Annotated in this window: 10 protein-coding genes and 2 pseudogenes; 7 read left to right on the forward strand and 5 right to left on the reverse strand. The window is 33.4% G+C overall.

Annotation, left to right across the window (positions count from 1 at the left end; genetic code table 11):
• Positions 1-612 precede the first annotated feature (612 nt).
• Positions 613-1,671, forward strand: a complete 1,059-nt coding sequence (gene psbD, locus TERY_RS05745; protein WP_011610961.1) for a photosystem II D2 protein (photosystem q(a) protein) — start codon at positions 613-615, stop codon at positions 1,669-1,671.
• Positions 1,672-1,818: 147 nt separating this feature from the next.
• On the opposite strand, the pseudogene TERY_RS34585 reads toward psbD, so the two are convergent.
• Positions 1,819-2,672: pseudogene (locus tag TERY_RS34585) on the reverse strand (IS1 family transposase).
• A 1,362-nt stretch (positions 2,673-4,034) separates the two neighbouring features.
• Here TERY_RS34585 and TERY_RS05755 point away from each other — a divergent pair.
• The 4 genes from TERY_RS05755 (at position 4,035) to cysK (ending at position 12,258) form a co-directional block, all read left to right on the forward strand.
• Positions 4,035-4,316: a 4a-hydroxytetrahydrobiopterin dehydratase gene (locus TERY_RS05755; RefSeq protein WP_011610962.1), complete on the forward strand. Its 282-nt coding sequence runs from the start codon at positions 4,035-4,037 to the stop codon at positions 4,314-4,316.
• Positions 4,317-5,164: 848 nt separating this feature from the next.
• Positions 5,165-6,799 carry an HD domain-containing phosphohydrolase gene (locus TERY_RS05760; protein ID WP_011610963.1) on the forward strand — a complete coding sequence of 545 codons (1,635 nt, stop codon included), beginning with the start codon at positions 5,165-5,167 and terminating at the stop codon, positions 6,797-6,799.
• A gap of 1,143 nt (positions 6,800-7,942) precedes the next feature.
• Positions 7,943-9,862: an iron uptake porin gene (locus tag TERY_RS05765; protein ID WP_011610964.1), complete on the forward strand. Its 1,920-nt coding sequence runs from the start codon at positions 7,943-7,945 to the stop codon at positions 9,860-9,862.
• Between the two features lie 1,433 nt (positions 9,863-11,295).
• Positions 11,296-12,258, forward strand: coding sequence for a cysteine synthase A (gene cysK, locus TERY_RS05770; protein WP_011610965.1), 963 nt, complete (start codon positions 11,296-11,298; stop codon positions 12,256-12,258).
• A 1,061-nt stretch (positions 12,259-13,319) separates the two neighbouring features.
• On the opposite strand, the gene TERY_RS05775 is transcribed toward cysK, so the two are convergent.
• From TERY_RS05775 to TERY_RS05785, 4 genes are all read right to left on the reverse strand, one after another.
• Positions 13,320-13,820 carry a hypothetical protein gene (locus TERY_RS05775; RefSeq protein ID WP_011610966.1) on the reverse strand — a complete coding sequence of 167 codons (501 nt, stop codon included), beginning with the start codon at positions 13,818-13,820 and terminating at the stop codon, positions 13,320-13,322.
• Positions 13,821-14,042: 222 nt separating this feature from the next.
• Positions 14,043-15,863: an Hsp70 family protein gene (locus TERY_RS24835; RefSeq protein ID WP_011610967.1), complete on the reverse strand. Its 1,821-nt coding sequence runs from the start codon at positions 15,861-15,863 to the stop codon at positions 14,043-14,045.
• A 48-nt stretch (positions 15,864-15,911) separates the two neighbouring features.
• The gene (locus tag TERY_RS24840) at positions 15,912-16,211 is read right to left on the reverse strand and encodes a heat shock 70kD protein 12B (RefSeq protein ID WP_011610968.1); all 300 of its coding nucleotides are present in this window, start codon (positions 16,209-16,211) and stop codon (positions 15,912-15,914) included.
• A gap of 17 nt (positions 16,212-16,228) precedes the next feature.
• On the reverse strand, positions 16,229-18,031 hold the full coding sequence (locus TERY_RS05785) for a hypothetical protein (protein ID WP_011610969.1): 1,803 nt from the start codon (positions 18,029-18,031) through the stop codon (positions 16,229-16,231).
• Between the two features lie 546 nt (positions 18,032-18,577).
• Between TERY_RS05785 and TERY_RS05790 the strand changes: the two genes are divergently transcribed.
• A complete protein-coding gene (locus TERY_RS05790; RefSeq protein ID WP_011610970.1) occupies positions 18,578-19,252 on the forward strand; it encodes a DnaJ domain-containing protein in 675 nt (224 codons plus the stop codon).
• A gap of 1,952 nt (positions 19,253-21,204) precedes the next feature.
• Positions 21,205-22,474, forward strand: a pseudogene (locus tag TERY_RS05795) (IS701 family transposase).
• Positions 22,475-22,502 lie beyond the last annotated feature (28 nt).

Genomic DNA, 22,502 nt, shown 5'->3' on the forward strand with positions numbered 1-22,502 from the left:
AGATTAGCTTAGTCCTGAAATAGATTTTTCTTCTGGAAATTGATCAGCAGATCTTCTTGCTCTGAATACTTAAAACTAGGAAATTGTATGAAAACTATGGGCTAAAAAGCCTATTAACATCCTCTGTTGCTGAGGTTGTGCAGAAGGTTCTTGCGAGCCGAAGCCCAAGAATCTTAATTTATCTTCACTAGCGCAAAACTTGACCCTACTCTTACCCCTGTCGGATGCGTTCATTTTTCTCTTGGAGTGCCTATTGACCACTAAATAATTAACATTATTAAATTAAATACCTATTTAAAAGAAACTAAAATATCCACTTATGGGCAAGGTTTTAGGCCAAATTTTTGGCTGAAGGAGAAGTTATGTTGCCAATTAAGATTGCTTAAGGGAAAAATCCAAAATCTAAAACACTAGATCGGAAAAAACTTATTTTTCTGGTTGCCCTGAGCAAAAATTACCTCTATAATGAGAATCACGGTAAAAAAATTAAACAATGTTTACAAAAGTTCTTATATTCTGCTCAAGTAGAACACAATTATTAATACATTAATGATGGTGGAGGACAAACATTAGCCGTAGTTATCATAATTATTTGATTTGGAGAACTATTTAATGACTGTAGCAGTCGGACGCCCACAATCTCAAAGAGGAGCATTTGATGTCCTCGATGACTGGCTAAAACGCGATCGCTTTGTATTCGTTGGTTGGTCTGGTATACTTCTCTTCCCATGTGCTTTCTTGTCCATTGGAGGATGGTTAACTGGGACTACCTTCGTCACTTCCTGGTATACCCACGGGTTAGCCAGTTCTTACCTAGAAGGATGTAATTTTCTAACAGTTGCAATTAGCAGCCCAGCTTATAGCATGGGACATTCCCTACTCTTCCTTTGGGGCCCAGAGGCTCAGTGGGACTTTGCCCGTTGGTGTCAAATCGGTGGTCTCTGGTCATTCACTGCCCTACACGGTGCATTTGCTCTAATTGGATTCTGCCTACGTCAGATTGAAATTGCTCGTTTGGTTGGAATACGTCCTTACAATGCTATTGCCTTCACAGGACCAATTGCAGTATTTGTAAGTGTATTTTTAATGTACCCATTGGGTCAATCAAGCTGGTTCTTTGCACCTAGTTTTGGTGTAGCTGGTATATTCAGATTTATCCTATTTTTACAAGGATTCCATAACTGGACACTCAACCCATTTCATATGATGGGTGTAGCAGGAATCTTGGGTGGTGCACTTTTGTGTGCTATTCATGGTGCTACAGTAGAAAACACACTTTTCCAAGATGGAGAGGCAGCAAATACCTTCCGCGCATTTGAGCCTACTCAATCTGAAGAAACATATTCAATGGTGACAGCTAATCGTTTCTGGTCCCAAATTTTCGGTATTGCATTTTCCAACAAACGTTGGTTACACTTCTTCATGTTATTTGTACCAGTAACAGGATTGTGGATGAGTTCCATAGGTATAGTGGGTTTAGCATTCAACCTACGAGCTTATGACTTTGTATCTCAAGAGTTACGGGCAGCAGATGACCCAGAATTTGAAACATTTTATACCAAAAATATCTTGCTAAATGAAGGTATCCGAGCTTGGATGTCTCCTGCAGACCAACCACATCAAAACTTTATGTTCCCAGAGGAAGTACTACCTCGTGGTAACGCTCTTTAATATACTCTAATTTTTTTGACAGGATAAGTTTAATACTTATCCTTAATAGTTCCTACACTAAATATGTAGGAGCTATTAAAAAAAAATCAATACAGCAGTTTTCGGTTGTCATGAGCTACACTTATAGAAAATAATTTGGGCAGTGCGTCAGTAAAGTATGGGATAAGTAATTAAGTCGTTCCCACTCCAAGGATCGAGACCTAACTTAGCTCTTTACGCAGCAGTATTTTCTTTGGGACTATGAACCTAAATCCAATTAAAGTAGGTGCTCACCAACCTTACTGTTATCTCAGTTTGTTGCAAAAGCTGGCCAAATTTATTCTGTCGGCGATGCTATCGACCGAGCTAATCTCTGATAATTCCATTTGTGCGTTCCAATTACAGGGCAATGGTTTTTACCAATAATGTGTTCTATTACAGGGCAATACTCGTTCATACTCTCCCCAATCATCAGTTAGCCATTTTTTACAGATAGTTTTCCCTTCTTTTCCCTTCTGTGTTGATGAGTAATTCCTCAACGAACTGGTCAGTATGTTTATTTACTCTAGCACTTAAAATTAATCCATTGGATAAAGGGTAGGGGCTTGCCAACCCAAGAATCTCTTTCTGTCAATTCTTAATACTGGCAATGTTTTTGTTTTTTTGGACGAATCACCAAAACTCATCACTGCTCATTTGTGAGGTATTGATATTCTGGATATGAGCATTATGAATCAATTTTCCTTTTTCAGAGAGAGCTCTCACTAAAGTAACTACCGTATCATAGGCCAAATTCACTGTTCGACTAATCCCTCTCAAACTACTGCCCTCAACGTGAGCCTCTAGAACCATGCGTATTTGTTCAGGTTGAATTGTTCTACGATAGTAGGTAGTGTCAAAAGTATCAGTGAAAGCTTGTAGGCATTCAGAACAATAATATAGTTGACAACATTACTGGTCTTTCCACGTTTATGAGTTTTCTGATGGCCATATAGAGGAAATTCTATGATAATAGAAAGTATTTAAGGACAACGATTATATTACTATTCCCACACTTTCTTGATGCATTACCATAATTTGATTATATATAGGTAGTCTATGTAGATAGATACGAAAAATCCTAACTATATTAAGTTTTTTCAAGTAACTCCAAGTTCCTTGAGATAGTTGATTGAAAAATAAATTTACATTTTGTTAAATATCCAGACATTTTAATGCCTACCTACTTACTTATAAAATCATATTTAATATATCGGTAGTGCATCAACAAACTGTGAGATAGGTAGTTAAATAATTCTACTTCCAAAGAGCAATATAGCTGCCACACTTGCTCACTTAGGCCTAGGCCAACTTAGATTTGTGTAACACTATTGTTATTGCGAGTATGAACCAATATCTAATTAAAGTAGGCCATCGCTAACTTCACTATTACTTCTACCGGCTCCCAGATATTTCTTCCAGAAAAAAATAGATAGAAATTTAACGAAAAATTTATTTGAAAACCTTACCTAACCATAAGGCGACTTTTCAGTTTTTTTTTGAATACATCTGTTGTCCTAAATGTTCATTAATAGTCTTGCTTGGGCCTACTAAGCTCAAAAACGGATTTATAGGAAAGGCTTTTGAGAAGGGTTAAGTTAACCCTAGCAACGATAAATTGGAGGAGCATGGAGAATGCGGATAACTTCGTAAGTGCAAAAAGTTAACTCACTGAGGAAACTTGCCTCCAGTATCAATGCCTCCCCATCTAAGAATGGGAGAGAATATTAAAACTATTAAAATATTGAACATTAAGGTTGAGTTATCTGGCAAATACGGAATTAAACTTACAAAAGATTCCAAGTATATGAAATTTAAGTATTAATGATTAAATCTTTGTAGCGCGGCTATCTTGTCAGGCAGAGCTATTCCCTAGTCTTTATTAAACCGAGCTGGTTGCCTTTTTTTTAGGATCCTCTCTACAAAACTGAGCTACACAATACTATGGCTTTGAAAAAAAATTTACAATACAATTGCATTCTGAAATTTTTGTGCTAACATAATATTATTAAGTGAAATAAAAAAACCACTTAGGGAATAAAGGAGGTGATGCCTATGTCAGATAGTAGTAAACGCATGGGTCACCTGATTGGAAAATGCCGGCTGTGTGCCAGGACTGCTCTCTAGTAGTTAGCTTATGTTCCTTTTTTATTATAGGAGCTATAATATCAACCGATAAATCACTACCAGGCTGACCTAGGGTTTCTCCCGGCAGTCAGGTTTCAATCAGTGTGACCCCCTAGACCGCTCTTATACAAATTTAGTGTTATAAATATATGATATTGAAACACTATCCCAGATAAGAGCGGATAGTTGCTTATTTTAGTAATTTTAGGAATAGTTCAATGACTGAATTGCTGGCTGTAGAAGAAATTAATCAACGTATCAGTCAAATATCGGACTGGAAATTAGAAGGAAACAAGCTTAAGTATATAAAAACAGTTAAAAATTTTGTTGAAGCTATTAATTTTGTGAATAAATTAGTAGCTCCTGCTGAGGCTTCACAACATCATCCAGACTTAGAAGTATCTTACAATAAAGTGACAATCATATTAACAACCCATAATTCTGGCGGCTTAACAGAAAAAGACTTTAAGATGGCTAAAACAATATCTGGCTTAAGTTAGCTAAATACTCGATTCATCTTACACCATAATTGTTGTTAGAGTTGTTGTGGCAAAAAATTAAAGAAACAGCTTAAAGATAGAACTGATTCTAGCTCAAACTGTGGTATAGTAATAGGCCCAGATATGAATGTTCAGTGCATTCTGTACTTAAATAATTTGTCTATTCGACGTGATATGGGGAAAAGGAAAAGAGAATAATGCTAACTTTACAGTTGGGCATATTAATATTTGACTTTACTGAAAAAGTATCTTTTCTCATCCCTTGCTAAATAATTAATCAAATGAAAATCTATGCTGTATTTTATGTTTTTCATTATTAGAGCTTGCTGAAAAAGTTTTACGAGTTAGGTGTAAGGAATTAATAACTGGGAATAGGCTATATAGCTATATAGCTGTTTATTTTTAGCATTTTTTTCAGTCAGGTAAAGGAAAAATAACTAATTTTATTCATTTAATCGTTTTCTTATAATTTTTCAACGTCTGATATCAAAGCGATTTAGCATCTTTAATTCAAGCTAAATTAGCTTCTGAAGTATTTAGTGTAGTATATAGATAATATAGAGAATTTAAGGCCATTGTATTGGCTAAGTAGGAACTATATTATGTCAAGAATGATTAAAGAAAGAAACTATAAGCCTGATAATTAGGTAATAATATCTTAAATGGGTTATAAAATGGTTATTTATTTATTTAGCAGCCCCTCAGGAAAAGTTAATTAGTGAAATTCTAAAAATTTAATATGCCTAATTTCCAATCATCTTTTCTAAGTACACTTTTATTAGAAAAAATATTATATTAATTAATAATTAAGTTTATTTAAGCTTAAGGCTATTGACTAAGCCTAAACTATGATCCAGTTAAATACACTTAAGTTGTTTCAGGAACTTACTGAGACCTCTGAATTATTGATAATAGAGCAGCTACTAGATATTGGAGTAGCTCTATCTGACACTTACAATTTGGGTGAACTATTAAATTTAATACTGTCCAAGAGTCGGGAAATAACTTGTAGCGATGCAGGTAGCGTTTACTTAGTAGATGAGGTAAATTTCAAAGAACGCAAGTTAGTTTTCAAAGTTGCCCAAAATGATTCTATTCCAGAACTAGCTTTTCAGGAAATCGCATTACCAATTGACTTTAAAAGCTTGACTGGGTATGTTGCTTTAACTGGTCATACTTTAAACATACCAGATGCTTACAATCTTCCTAAAGATATTCCCTATAAGTTTGATGAAAGTTTTGATGAGAAAACAGGTTATCGCACTTGTTCAGTCTTAATTTTGCCAGTACAAAAACAAAATCAGGAAATTATTGGAGTACTTCAGTTGATTAACCGTAAGGTTCAACCTGATGTTGTAATTACAAAAGAAAATGCCAAAGAATTAACTAAAGCATATTCAAAATGGGAACAGAGAATATTAATTTCTCTGGCTTCTCAAGCTGCTATATCTATAGAGAGAAATAATCTACAAGAAAATATAGAAAATTTATTTGAGGGTTTTGTCAAAGCATCAGTACAGGCAATAGAGGCTAGAGACTCCTGCACATCAGGTCATTCAGAGCGAGTAGCTAAGTTAACGGTAGGACTGTGTCAAGAAGTGAATATAATTACTAATGGAGTATTCTCGGGGACATATTTTAGCAATGAGCAAATTCAAGAAATGCGTTATGCAGCTCTATTACATGATTTTGGTAAAATAGGAGTGCCAGAAGGTATTTTAACAAAACGCAAAAAACTATATCAAGAACAATTAGAGCTAATCAAGCAAAGATTTTCTGTAGCCCAGCGTACTTTGGAAATGGAATCTGCTCAAACCAAGTACGAATACTTGCTTAGACATTTATCTGGGACATATCAATCACATACTCAAGAAAGTTGTCCTTTGTGTCAAAAAATTGAAAATTTAGATTTAGAACTAAAAACAGCAATTACTCAGCTTAACAACTATTGGCAAACAATACTAATAGCTAATGAACCAAAAGTTTTAGCAGAAGAACCACTCAAGCAACTACAACAGATATCACTTTATACCTACAAAGATACAGATGGTCAAATTAAACCTCTAATTACATCAGAGGAAATGGCTCAACTTACAGTTCCCAGGGGAAACTTGACTCCTGAAGAACGACGAGCTGTTGAAGCTCATGTAACACATTCTTATGAATTTTTAAAGCAAATTGCCTGGACAAAAAATCTACAGAACATACCAGAAATTGCTTATGGACATCATGAAAAGTTGGACGGTAGTGGTTATCCTAGGGGACTAAAGAAAAACGAAATTTCTCTTCAAACCCAGATAATAGTTATCGCAGATATATATGATGCTTTAACTGCTGGCGATCGCCCGTATAAACAAGGGTTACCCGTAGAAGCGGCTCTGAGAATTATGCGTTCTGAAGCAGCCGAGAATAAAATTAATAGCCATTTCTTGGAACTATTTGAACAAAAGCAAGTCTTTTCCATACTAGGACATAGTAAATAATACGAATTACTAGAAACTTTGCTACATTAAGATTTAAATTTTTATTTAAGTATCACCTTTTAAAGTAAAAAGGCTATTTGATATAAGTGGAAAAAACAAAGATGTAGATGGAGAAATAGGGATAACTGGAAAACTTGAGAACCCCAAGTCAGGAAATATGCCAAATTTATCAATTATTCTAGAAGATAAATTAAGGAATTCTTGTCATTTAAGCTAATGAGACTAACCAAATATTTAGTCAAAGTTTAACGATACTCGGAGACTAAATTCAGCAGTAAATCTTATTAATACCCTCCCCAGCTGTTAGGGGTGAGATTATTTCTATCGTTGTCTTACCCAAGGGCAGGTTGAGGTTTTACACTTAGCAGGTCCTTTGCACTCCTGAATTCTGCTGCAATTTATTGTCGTGAGGGTGAAACTTGACCCTAGTCAAACCACTTTCCTAGTGTGTCAGTTTTGTTGTCTCAGACTCCCTGCCCGGAAGTAATTAAATAACATTTGGGAGCAAATTTACATAAAGAAACTAAAAATTTAATTGCTTATACACGAGGCTTTCAAGCAAATTTTTCTTTAATTTCCCTATTCTCGTAACCCTTTATCTATGTTTGTCTCACCCATCGTTAACTTACGATACTTTGAAAAAACCTTGCCTTTTAAGGTAAGAATATTTGCTGGAGTTAATAGTCTCTGGGATAGTAGTCCTAAGAATTTTTAACAAAGGTTGTTGATACAAAAAAATTGTGATAGTCTGTCAATCATCTACCTAACCTATATATGTACAAGCTATTACTTTTGTAGTTCTCAGCTTGAATATACCTAAAATATTAAGGTGAAAAATCTAAACTTTGTAGTAAAGGTCATAAAAGAGTCTGTTTGTGCTATAAGAAAGTCGAACAAATATCAAAATTTGTTCTAGGGCTAGAATTATTTTAATATTGCTGGAAAAAACCATGTTCTGGAAAGATAGATCCAGATTCAATGAAAAAATTGGACTACCTGCAATTCTAGTCCTTATTAATACATAGTTAATACCCAAGGAGATGCGGGTTTATAAAGCAATAATTAACAATCCTACCCTATTAAAACTAACTAAACAAAAGAGCCAAATAGTCTCTCTATAATTGGTGTGAGGATGAGAGAAAAATGTCAAAAACATTCTGGTATTGTCTAATACTTAGTCCAGCAGTTTTAGGAGCAACTCTTGTTGCATCCTCATACGCTCTGGCGACTGAAAACAAGCAAACTAATACAGTTATTCAGCCTCAAGCTGCAACAACTGAAAATATATCAATAAATAATAATATAGATATACAGGAACCTGATCTATTAGCTCAAGTTACTGCAACCAATTCGACTAATTCTGTTGGGAATACACCTGCAACTACCATACGACAAATTAACCGCTATGGTAGAGAAGGTCGTAATCTTCGTCGACCAGGTCTTCGTAATATTACGAACAATAGGAAACCAATAAAAGGACAAGTTACTTCTGTATCTCAACTTTCTGATGTTCAGCCTACAGATTGGGCTTTTCAAGCATTACAGTCTTTGGTTGAGCGTTATGGATGTATCGTTGGATATCCAGATGGTACTTACAGAGGCAACCGTGCCTTAACTCGTTTTGAATTTGCTGCTGGTGTTAATGCTTGCCTAGATAGAGTTATGGAACTTTTACAAGCAGCTATAGAAGATACCGTAAGTAGAGAAGACCTGGCTATTCTGCAAAGGTTACAGGAGGAATTTTCTGCAGAATTAGCGATTCTCCGGGGTCGTGTTGATGCTCTAGAAGCTCGTGCTGCTGAATTAGAGGCTAATCAATTTTCTACAACTACTAAACTTAGGGGTGAGGTAATTTTTGCCCTTGTTGATAACTTTGAAGACCAAGGAAAATATGGAGCATTTGGTGATACTATCCAGGATGAGGATCAAACGGTATTCCAGTATAGGGTACGTCTGAATTTCAATACTAGCTTTTCTGGTGAAGACTTATTATTTACCAGGTTACAAGCGGGTAATGCTCAAGCATTTAATCAAAAAATAGCTGAGTCTGAGGGACAGCAAACCTTTAATATTCTTGACCGTACAGATGATACGCTTCAACTAGATAAGCTTTTCTACAAGTTCCCTGTCAGAGATAATATTAGAGTAACTATTGCTGCTAATAAGGTAAGTTGGTACGACTTTGTTCCTACACTTAATCCTTATATGGAAGATTTTGATGGAGGCAGCGGTTCTCTAAGTGCTTTTGGTCAAAGAAACCCAATCTATAGGTTAGGGGGTGGTAAAGGACTTGGAGTTGAGTATGATTTTGGTTGTAAAGACCAATATGCTTGTACCTATAGTCCATTTTCTGTATCTTTTGGATACTTAGCGGCAGAAGGTGAAAATCCTAGTCAAGGAAAAGGTCTGTTTAATGGAGACTATGCTGCACTAGCGCAACTAACCTTTACTCCCATCAGAAATTTCCAAGTTGGACTTACCTACAATAAAGGTTATTTTGGTCCAGGGAACTTTGGATTTGATGATGGTGCAGCCACAGGTCTAGGTGATAATGGTAGTTTAAACAGTGGATTTGTAGGAACTGGTATTGCTAACAGTGTTTATGGTTTAAATGCTGGACTTAATGATCGTCGACCAGGTTCTGTCAATATTAATAAGTCAGTTTCGACTAATGCTTATGGTGTAGAAATGTCTTGGCGAGCAGCTGATTGGGTAACTATTAATGGTTTTGGTACATATCTTGATGGGAAACTAATTGGCAAAGGTGATTTTGAAATTTGGACTTATGGAGCTACTATTGCTTTCCCTGATTTATTGAAGGAAGGTAGTCTGGCTGGTATTGTTGTAGGTCGGGAACCTTATTTGAATGACTTAGAACTTCCTAGTGGTTTAGATTCAGGATTACGACAAGATATGTCATGGCATCTTGAAGCATTCTACAAATATCAACTTACAGACTACATTTCAATTACTCCTGGTGTGACTGTAATTACAAATGCTAACCAAGATGATGATAACGATGAGTTAATTATTGGTACTATCAGAACTACTTTTCAGTTCTAGTGGTTAGTTGGAAAGGTTAGGGTGGATAATACCACCCTATAAATTAATTAAATAGGACTTATTTGATATCCTCTCTGGCTGTTAGCTACTGGAAAATAAACGTATCAAATATACTTAGTGAGTTGACGTTTTTTCAGAGCAAAGCTCCACGATTCAAAATGAATACATCCACCTCTCTTTCTATCCTTCTACTTAGGAGATGGGGGTAGGTTATATTTATCTTGTGCGTGCGTTTTTTTGTGTCAGATTCCCCGGCGGGTACTAATTAATTAATAATAAAATAATAACACATGTATTCAAAAAAAACAACTAAAAAGTAGCCCCTTTATGGGCTAGGCTTTAAACTGAATTTTTAGGTAAAGGGAAACTATAAAATCACATTTGCCCTGCTATATTGTTTAATGGTTTTATGTTTTGGATAATTACTTATTAAACTTAATATGTGTTATTTAAGTCTTTTTTATTGTTCTGCTAATTCCTTTATTTTTTGATAATTCTTTGGGAGCTTAACAGGGTATTAGAGTTGACTTGAAGGGAAAAGGGTTAATCTTTAGAGTAAATACATGTCAATCTTAACTCCCTAGTTCCACTCAGAATTGTAGGGTTTAAATCACCTCAAAGAATAATGACTGAAACCCTGAATAGATAATCCTTTCAAAAAGCATATAGAGAAAGTTGAAAATTTACAATTGAGCAGGGATACAAAATTAATTACACATTTTTTCAAGCTGAATCCCTTATAACGTATATATTATATAAAATTAGTGATGCCTGCAATGAGTGTTTAATGGCTGATAAAGTACAAGGTTTTAGGAATTTAGGCAATGGGAGATAGGTAAAAGAAATTAACATTAAACTTACCTAATTACCATAAAAATTGCTGAAATTAAAAGTAAAAAATCTCTAATCATGGAGGTTTAATATTATAAATAGTATATAATATATTAGTTGAAATTAAAAAATCATAAAATACCTAATATCTATATATTTATTTGATTTTATTTTTATTAAAAATTAACTAAATAGTAAGGTGAAAATATATACTATAGCTAGCAATCCGATTTTATTCAAATCAAAAATATTGCTACTTTTTGAAAATAGGTTTGGAAACAATGGTTAATGGATAAGACTTTGGGAGTTAATTTATAGTTTTTGAATCCTGATTATTTTAGATTCCTATATAAAGAAGATAAAGAAAAAACAAAAATGTATTTATTGATCAAAATTCATACATAATTTGTCTATAAACTAAAGCAATCATAACTAAATATTAAGTGTAATATCAAAGAATTTAGACATAAGTATGTTAATACTGATTTGTACTATTGAGGGTATAAAGCTTAATGGTTGAAGTCTGAATTTTTACGTTCTAATAACTGTTTTCTATCATTTATTTGTAGAGTTATAAGTCTAAGGTTAGAGATAAATATATCATGCGTATTGCTCATAATATTACAGAATTAGTAGGTCGCACTCCCCTGGTACAATTAAATTCTATTCCTAAAGCAGAAGGTTGTTTAGCCAAAATAATAGTAAAGCTAGAAGGAATGAATCCCGCTGCCTCAGTTAAGGATCGTATTGGTGTAAATATGATTAATGTAGCGGAGCGCGAAGGTTTGATTAAACCAGGTAAAACAACATTAGTTGAACCAACGTCTGGAAATACAGGTATTGCTTTGGCAATGGTTGCTGCTGCTAGAGGTTACAAGTTAATTTTGACTATGCCAGAAACAATGAGCATGGAGCGTCGTGTTATGTTACGAGCTTATGGGGCAGAGTTAGTATTAACTCCAGGTAGTGAAGGTATGAAAGGTGCAATTACCAAAGCACAAGAAATTGTGGATTTAAGCAGTAATGGATATTATATGTTACAGCAATTTCAGAATCCAGCTAATCCAGAAATTCATAGCAAAACTACAGCTCTAGAAATATGGGAAGATACGGATGGAAAGGTAGATATTCTGGTGGCTGGTGTTGGTACTGGTGGGACAGTTACAGGGGTGGCAGAGACTATTAAGGCAAGAAAGCCTGAATTTCAAGCGATCGCTGTTGAACCTTCTAATAGCCCAGTTTTGTCTGGGGGAAAACCAGGACCACATAAAATTCAGGGAATAGGAGCTGGTTTTGTGCCAGATGTTTTGGATACGAAGATTATTGATGAGGTGATCCAGGTTCCTGATAGTGAGGCGATGGTTTATGGTCGTCGTATAGCAAAGGAAGAAGGTATTTTATCTGGTATTTCTACGGGAGCTGCTCTTTGTGCGGCGATCGAAGTAGGTAAGCGTCCAGAAAATGATGGTAAGTTAATAGTCATGATTCAGCCTAGTTTTGGGGAGCGTTATTTAAGTACTCCATTGTTTCAAGAACTAGGGCCTACTCTCGCTGAAGTCAGGTAGATAATTACGGTTTGCTGAAAAATTATTTTTAAGAAGTAGGAAGTTAGGGGAGTGGTTAGGGACTTTGTATACAATGTATGTATAGGAGGAAGGTCGAATTATATATGAGATAGCCACCTATGGATGTCTTTTGATTTTTCTCCAATTATTCTGACCACAATTCTAAATTTTTGAGGGTTTAGGAGGTGATACCTGACCCTTGTTTTTTTATCCTCAAGGGTAAGAGGGGTAAAAGGGATAAAGAGTATAGTAGTTAAGCAAAATTGCTTAAATCTATCAAAAAAATGCGTTTTTCAACAATACACTTTATTTTTCTCAACAAACAAATAAAATATTGTCACATGCCTTTTATACTTTGCAACCTTCTTTTTTATTTTTAAAATCTAACAATCTATAGTTAAATTATTGGGTTTGAGATATCGGTGACTTCTCATGGTGAAATTACTATTTCATTACCTATTTATATAGAAGCAGATGATACTTTCTGTCGCCTTAGTTTATTTATGTGACTAGATATTAGGAAAGTTTAAGCTACAGTACTTCGCTGACTTTCAGATCTATTAAAAAGTTGGTGTCGTGAGATTTTATGTTTGCTTGAAAGCTTACATATTTTGTCTATGATTTCTAACAGTTAGATAGAGAATTATCACCTAATTATATATAGTATAGCAGATATTGATAGATAAATTACTCTGAGAAAGAGGATATGTTTTGTTAAGAATAAGAAGGATGTTTATTGGTATACTCCCGAAGTTATGCTTACAAAGTAAGTATAAAATTATTTACTCAGGGAATATCTAATAGAAGTTTTGATGTGAAGTGAGACCTTCTTTTTTTATTTATTTTAATATAAATATTATTATAATTATAATGACTGTATATATAATTGTCAACAGCTATATATAGAAAATTAGGACGAACCAGATAGATAACCCCGGACTTTCATCCTGAGGCTATCGTTCGGAATAGCGCGGGATTTCCCGCCGGGGTAGTTAAAGCATACGACTAAAAGTTAGGGTCGGCCTGAGATGCTCTTAGTCTTGGTGTGTCATAAGAGACTGCTATTGATTTTCTATAGAACTTGGCTGTTGATTATTTTGATTATTTTCAGAAGTTTGTGGAACTGGGCTCTGATGATTGGAAGTGGGTTTTAATTGTTGATTAGAGGGAGACTGCTGTTCATTTTCTATAGAATTTGGCTGTTGATGATTTTGATTATTTTCAAAAGGTTGTTCTTCTTGGCCTTCAGGTTGTTTGTTAGGCTCGGTAAATACAAAAGCTTTAAGTGATTCACCAATAATACGGTTGTTTACGGAGTATCCTGGATAGGTAGTATAAACAATCTGGCCACTGGGTTCACAACTGGGGACAGGTTCATGGTTTTCAGGATTAAAGATCTCTCCTGGGTTAGCAATTAAGAAATGACCAGGAGGGTCGTCGTTAACAATCTCTTTTACTAATTTTAATCCTTTTTCTACCAAGTTCTTTAAATTTGTGGGAATAGGTTCCGGAAATTTAGCTGCTTCTGGAATTTGTAAATCAGTTAATATTGAATTTTTCAAGTCTTCGACAACTTGAGGAAATTTATATTCTCCTATTGAATTATTGTCAGTAAAATATTGACTTCCTTGGTCAAATATATGTTTAGAAAATACATGTTTAATTTTGGCAATCTCTCGTTTACGATGAGCTTTTAAATCTGAATTTATTTGAGATAAATGATTGAATATTTCTTGACTAACTTTTGTGATTTCTTGATTTTTAAGTTGGATAAATTTGTCAGTTCAAACATCTCTTTGGGGGCGTGATTCATCAGAAGTAATTGTGTTACTTGTGTCGCGATCACGATCGCTTAACTTACTTAAAAGAGAACTTTTCAATTTACGGAGTTTTTCATTTTCCCTCTTAAGCTCATTTATTAGTATTTCTTGGCTTTGAATTTTTTGGTTTAGCAAGTATACTGTTTCCTTCAGCTCTTGCTTGTGTTTTTGGTTGTATCTTTTTTTTGGCTCTACAATCATTAGGTAGATATTATAAAATTTTTCTAGAAGTTTTTTAGGATTTTTAAGTGCATTTTTAAGAGAGTTAATTTGCTGTTTTTCTTGTTCATGATTATGATTGGAATACTGAATATCAAAATTATTTAATAACCAATTCAAAAAATCATTATTATTTTTATATACTCTCAAGCAATTTTCCCAATTTTCGGGATTATCACTTTGCTGTTTTTGACTTATAATTGTATCCTTAAATTGATTAAATTCCCTAGAGGATGAAACACCATAGGTTAATCGACTCCGCCTGGCGCGAATGATGCCTGGAGCAACACCGAAAGATGCTGCCCCCTTTAAAATGGCAACACCCGGACGTGGAGGCATAACAATTTTCTTGGCCTTGCTTCCAAACTCTTTTTTAATTCGCTGCCGGAGCACAGGGGAAGTAGAAAATCCGCCAACAAGAAAGATGATGTCAACTTCTTCATCTCCCAACTCTTTAAATTGATTTTTAACTGTTGAAACTAAACCATCTAAAGTTGGACGGAAAATATTTTCCATTGTTGAGTAACTTAGATGAATATTTTTATCATCCCCGTTTTGTTCATCAGCTAGCTGTTCGAGGATTTTTGCTTTACGCTTGGAGATAAAATTGTAAAGTCTGGTTGGAATGTTAAAGTAAATAACATCACCACTAGTTTCTGGATCGAAGTTGCACTTTGTTCGTTCCCACTCCTCCATCATCTTCAAATAATCAACAGGCTCCTGATCATGGAAACCCTTCACCATTTCAGCAGAGAGTTTTTCGGTCAAATATTCTTGAAAGCTTTTATCTACATATATCGAGCCAAAAGGACCACCTGTCCCAGGAGCTACCTCATCAAGTCCACCATCTTTGACCAACTTATGAACAGTGATACGGAAAATATTTTCCATTGTTGAGTAGCTTAGATGAATATTTTCATCATCCCCGTTTTGTTCATCAGCTAGCTGTTCGAGGATTTTTGCTTTACGCTTGGAGATAAAATTGTAAAGTCTGGTTGGAATGTTAAAGTAAATAACATCACCACTAGTTTCTGGATCGAAGTTGCACTTTGTTCGTTCCCACTCCTCCATCATCTTCAAATAACCAACAGGATCCTGATCATGGAAACCCTTCACCATTTCAGCAGAGAGTTTTTCGGTCAAATATTCTTGAAAGCTTTTATCTACATATATCGAGCCAAAAGGACCACCTGTCCCAGGAGCTACCTCATCAAGTCCACCATCTTTGACCAACTTATGAACAGTGATATCGACTGTACCGCCACCGCAGTCAATTATCATAATCTTATTACCAGGTGTTAGTGCATTTTTATCTTCCTCTTGGCAAAAGATAGCAGCTGCTTCTGGCTCTAATACAAGGAAAAGACGTTCAGCTTCATCATCAGAGGAATTAATTAATCCAGCTTTTCGTGCCGCACGACGCATCAAATCTTTATCTTCATTTTTCCAAATTGCTGGTATACTTAAACACCACCTAATTTCTTGATCCTTTAATTCTCCAGAGGTACTGTTTTTAATTTCCTTGAGAGCTTCGTCTTTAATGAGACGAATATATTTAGCTATCAAGTCAATAACATAAATTTTTTCTCCGTTATTTTTATTAATGACATAAGGTCAACTTTCGTCTTTTTTACCAGAATGTAACTCCATTTTAAAGTTACGGGTAAAGTAATAATCTTTAGCAGTTCCCTGAGCACGAAATTGAGCCAGTTTTTTCATTGCTGTATAGCCCCAAGCTTCTACTTCTCCTGTAGAAGAAAGCAATAAATAGGTTGCGGTTTTAGGATAAGACATGGGGTTATCAGGCCACAGGTCTCGAAAGACAGAAACGTCCGACTCTTTAAACTTATAAGCAAACCCAGAACGAGATGTTCCGAAGTCAATTGCTACGACGACCTCAAATGATTTGTCCATCTAATTTACCTAATTTATCAAAATAAAGTTTGTCCATGTCCATCTACTCCAATACAGCCCTTAATCTTCAGCTTTCGCCAAGTATCTAGTAAAGTTTCTGCTATAATCACGTAATTTTCTCTTCCAAGTAATAATATAAACTGGTTTAGTCTGTCTAAATATTCGTCATCTCCTGAGACTAAAACATATTTCATCACCTCTAAATTACTAACCTGATCTAAAGATTTAATTCCACGCATTAATAACCAAGATTCTACAGATTTTTCTATCTGTTCTTTCGCCCAAAACTTGTTATCTAGATAAATCAAACTACTAGCAAAATCTATCAGCATTTCTGGAACCCAAGCCGATTCTTCTTCCCCTAATTGCTGATATAAAGATTGATAAAAATAAACAAGATACTCAATAATTTTTTCTCGTTCTTCTGAGGGAATTTCTTCTAAAAGATTAGGTAATAATTCAGGAAGCAAAGGGCGTTTGCGTTCTTGAGGTGGAACATCTAAGAGAAAATATGCATCGGCGGTTCTACCTATTAAGAGAGAAACTTGAATAGCAATGAAACGAGAAAAAGTTTCTTTGTCTGAATCAAGAACTGTATAGTTACGATTAGGTAAATTGTTAGGATCTTGACCTCTTTCTAACAGTCTCTTTTCTCGTTTTATCAACTGTAAATCTGCCAAAAACTTCTTAACTACTTCCTCACCCCAATCTGCATCAAACTCTTCTGTTGTTCCCGTTTCTATTTTTTCCTGATTTCGTTGTTTTTCCCATTTTAATAACCTTTCTTTAACAGCAAAATATAATAATTCTAGCCAAGACAAAGGATCTTCTTTAGGCAAAGAATCAATATAAGGTTCTGGAAAATTTTGACTCCAATAACTATATTCTAGATGATAGTAAGTTCTTTCAACTAATGTGTTGATAACTAACATTGGTTTACTTTTCAAACCACTAAAAATAGTTTTAAAAGCTCCCTCTCCAGACAAAGCTTTTGTCATCCATGCACCGGTTAAAAAATCGACTTTTCTACCAGTTTGTTTATACTTTTCGAGGAAAGCTCTTAACCGTCTATTTAATCCTTGTTCAATATCAGGAAAAGTATTAGGTTGGCTATTTGCACCAGCACCAGCACGGTCATATTTAAGAATAGGTGGAACAAATAAAATGAGTAAATTATCAGATTTTACAATTTCCTTAATTTGTTCATCATCCAGAGTAAGAGGCCAATTATTTAATCGGCGTTGTTGACGAATAACTGTGAGATTATTTTGCAAATCAATAGCTTTTAATTCTCTAGCTAATGTAGCATCTATTTCTTTTAACTGAAGTTGTAAATCTTTTTGTTTTTCCTGTAAAAATATTTGTAATTGAGCCCGAAAAAGTTCTAATTGATGAGCATTTTCACGATTTAATTTACCCTCCTGAATTTGATGCTCCCTATTCAATCTTGCTAACTCAGTTTGTAATTCCCGATTTAACTTTCCTTCTTCAGCCTGAAATAAACGATTAATAGTTCCTAACTCAGTTTGTAATTGACGATTTAATTCTCCTTGTTGAGCTTGAAACTGTCTATTAAGATTACCTTGCTCATACTGAAATTGAAAATTCCTCTCCTCCATAACAGTTTTTAACTGTATTTGAGCAATCTGTATTTGTTGTTGAATACTATCTCTTTTTTCATAATATTCAATTAAATTATCATTATTGATCCGCAGAGTTTCCGATGACATTCTTGCAGACCTAGTTCCCCAAAAAAAATCGCTGAATCCCTCTGCTAAATGTTGAAACCAATTTTTTTTATTAGGTAAAAATTTTTCCATTTATTAGACTCTAATTTAATCAATAAACTACAAAGTATTAGACTTCTATTATCCCTAAGTTTTCCAATACCATAATGGATAAAGTTAATTGCTTCTAAGGTATTTCATTTAATTTATCAGTTACTAGTATTTTGATGTAAAGCCAGAGGTTTAAAATATGTATTATACTAAATACACTTATGAAAAGCTTCTTGTTTTTTTAATCCTTTAAACCTTTCAGCATAAATATCAGTAGCATAAGTATCTTAGTTTTTAATAAAGCTCTTGTGTAAACCGGACTTAACATTAAGAATACTTCTTTTATCCCTTTGAAAGGGCAGGTTTAAGACCTGACTTTTTGGTAATTAATTAACATATTAACAAATATGACGAATACTTCTTTTATCCCTTTAAAAAGGTAGGCTTAAAACCTGATTTTTTGGTCATAAATTAACATTTTGACAAAATCGCCATTATATGTATGCTATGGGATCGTACTAATACTGATTCAGAAGGTATTTATAGTCGCTATATTTGTTATTGTAGTTATTGGATAAAAATGGCTCAATGGTAAGTTCTGACTATTATAAAATCTTAAATGTTCATCCCACTGCAACTCAGGGACAAATTAGACAAGCATATCGTCGTTTAGTTAAATTATTTCACCCAGATACTAATACAGAAGTAGCAAACCACGAACGTATTATTAGTATTAATGAAGCCTATGAAGTATTAAGCGATCCTCAACAAAGAAAATCTTATGATCAGCAGCTTAATCAAAATTATCAAAGATATAGAAACATTAGCCAAGATTACTATAAACACAATAAAAGAAGGCAGAATATTGATGAACATCTGCAAAGATGGATAAATCATGTTTACAGACCAGTTGATACAATTATAATTCAAATACTAAAACCTCTAAAAAATGAAATTGATGATTTAGCTGCAGATCCATTTGATGATCAATTACTTGAATCTTTTCAAGATTATTTAGAAACTTCTCGAGGTCTACTTAAAAAAGCTCATAACTTATTTAGTTCTCAGCCAAACCCATCTAATTTTGCTGGAGTAGCAGCTCATTTATATTATTGTTTGAATCAAGTTAGTGATGGAATAGAAGATTTAGAATTATTTACTCTAAACTACGATGATTATTATTTACATACAGGTCAGGAATTATTTAGAATTGCTGATAAATTGCGCCAGGAAGCACAAGCAGCAATAAAAGGTATCTTTTAAGTTAGAAGTTAAATTCACAACGCTAATTACATTTGATATTTTACTAACATTCTATTAGTTTAGTTGTCTGAGGTTTAAATCACTAAAACTTTCAAAATAAGTTACTCTTTTAAATAAATTACATAAATTATAATTGTTAAGAGATACTAGGGTTAGTTTTTTGATTTTTAGGTTTAAGACTATTCTTTTGTTGCAACTAAATAAATAATAAATGTGGCGATAGATTACTTTTTTTTTATACCTATTTTTTAACTCATAGGAGTCAGTAATAATCTCTTGATTCCTATTTTTATAAAACAGGAAATAATTAATCGAACTACATCTAATAGAATGAGTCTAAAAATAGCACTGCTATAAATATAATTATAGTCATAAAAAAGTTAATTTTTTCAAGAGTTTTTTTACCATTATTTATCTTCTAAGAAAAAATCATATTTGTTTTAAAAAAATACTTATAGATAAAATTTTTAAGATAATCATAATATCTATTAATTTACAAAAATAGTCATCATAAATAAGCTTTAATAAATTGTATACTTATGAAGTTTCGGAAAATTAAAGATTTGATTATTTTTAATTCATTTATACTTTTAAGTAGGGTATAATAACTGTAATTAAAGTCAAAAACTACATTATATTGTTTCTGTAAATAGTTTTGCAAGTCTGACAATTTTAGAGAATCTTTTTCTATTAAGCAGTCAATTGTTTTGTCTTTTTCTGCCTGCCCTAAGTAACCTGACCTTCCTCTACATTAAAGTCTTAAACTTTCTACATCCTGAAAAAGCACTCGGATTTTCTATTGACTGATAAAATTGTGAGAAACTTTCAATAATTCTTTGACTTTATCTCATATTCTGCGCTTCAATTTGTAAAATTAGAATTAGTATAAAATCCGTAGCTTGCTTAAATATTTATACCATAAAAATTATCTTTATTTACCTTAATCAGGAGTTAAATTATCAGGTAAATATTAATGATAAATACTTACTGAATCTTTAACTCCTATTTACCACTATAATTTACTTATTACTTATTACTTCTTATTTTTTACTTCTTACTTTTGACTTATATTTCTATATTACGTTTTGTCCTGCGGAATATATGCTTTATAATAAGATTTTTCCAACAAAAGCATTTTTACTGCCCAAGCCATTTTCATTTATTTTGACTCTTTTTGTATTATTGAGAAAATAATCTAATTCATCTATAACATCATAATTTTTGAATCTTATAAAAAAGTTATTGAGTATGAAAAATGGAGCAAAAGAAAGAAAGGCTAATTAATAATTTATAATTCTAATAAATTTTCCTAAAGTAGTTATATATATTTTCAACAATTACCAATAAAAGATGATGCGGTGTTAGATACATCTTCATTTATGCCAGTCTGATAAAAATATATAATGGATAAAAATATAGTTAGTATGAAGGATTTATTTCAACAATTAAATTATCAAGTAATAGACTGAAAATATTAAATTCAAGGAAGGCAAGTAAAAAAAAGAGCCTCGCTAATCTTTCAATAAATAATTATCAAGCTAAAAAAATTAATTAATCAAAAAAGGAACACAAAATTATCAGATAATTTCCAATTGATTAAACAAGAATTACGTTATAAATTTTAAGTAATTAGGTAGTAGAAAAAAAATAATTTTTCTACTATAGCAAAATCATACTTATAACAATTTATCATCCTATTTCATTCTTTATAGATGATTGAGTAATTCTCAAATAGTAAAAAAATCATAAACATTATTTGACTCCAGTTTCTCCTATTGCTTACTACCAATAAATTTATCATTTTATGACAAGGTAATCAAAATAATTTAAATCACTAAAGTCAGCTTGGTAAAATTATTTTATCGGGACTTTAGTGAAAAAATAGTAAAAAAAAGGGTATAATGTATACCTGATATGTATTTTACGTTAATTACTGGCCTGGGAAAAGTTTGATGAAAGAAACAACTTCAGTGGCCATGCCCTCTTGTTTCCATCGATGGTGCGATCGCTTTAACAATGTCTTTAAAACAAAAGCCCAAAAAACAGGGTTTAGGGAATATATAGGAGGATTACTCTTGAGAAAGCGATCGAAAAAACTTGTCTCAAATTGCCAACAACACTGTAGGTCACACGTACCACAAATTACGGCATTTTCTAGTTCGAGCAAATTGGTCTGTAGATGCTGTGAATGAGCGTCGTCTTCAAGTAATGTGGGAACGTCGCCAAACAAAACCTTCTCGATCCTATTGCTTTAATTATAGACGATTCAGGCCACAGAAAAAGTGGTAATTTTACTGCAGGAGTAGGGCGGCAATATATAGGAGAAATAGGAAAAACAGATAATGGTGTAGTCGTGGTGACAACTCATCTTTATGATGGAGTTAAAAGTCTACCTTTAGACATAGCTTTGTATCAGAAAGCTGATTCTTTTCCAAAAGGAAAAAAAGACCCAGAATTTGTCAAGAAACCAGACGAGTGCAATGTCTCTAGTAGATCAATGTTTGTCCAGAGGACACCAACCAGAAATTGTGTTAATTGAAATTTGGCTATGGTAACAATACATCATTCTTAAATCAACTAGAGAAAAGAAGTTTAACTTATATAGGAGGATTAGCTAAAAATCGAAAAGTCATCATTAAAAAACAAGATGACATTAAAGAGGAAATTAGATTAGACAAGCTGGCAGAAAGTATACCTCAGAAAGCTTTCAACTTAGTTCAACTAAGTACAAAAAATGCTAGAGAAGTTTGGGTAGCTACATTAGAAGTAGAAATATCTAGGATGTCAGGTCAAAAAACTATAGCTATCGTTATGAATGCTAAAAGTTTTTCTGAGGCCACTGATATTAACTATTATATCACTAATAGAGAAGACAAATATGTAACTCCTGAGTGGATATATTCTACTTATTCTCAAAGAAATTGGGTGGAAGTTTTCTACAGGGAAGCCAAAGGATGGTTAGGATTAAGAGAATATCAAGTCAGAGATAAAATCAGCCTTAAAAGGCATTTTATTTTAGTATTTTGTGCTTATACATTTATTATCTGGCATCAGTTAACAGGAGGTATAAGAAGGCGTTGGGCTAACAAACCATTAAATACGTTTACTGATACTTTAGAAGCATTTCGTACCGCAATATCTTATCGTTTTGTTGAGTGGTTAGATGAAAACATCGACGTATTTACCGCTCATAAAGAGAGTTTAGGGTTTGTTTGGGCTTGAAATTTGCTAAAGTCCCGTTATTAAATAT

It is taken from the genome of Trichodesmium erythraeum IMS101 (assembly GCF_000014265.1).
In the GTDB taxonomy this organism is placed as follows: Bacteria; Cyanobacteriota; Cyanobacteriia; order Cyanobacteriales; family Microcoleaceae; genus Trichodesmium; species Trichodesmium erythraeum.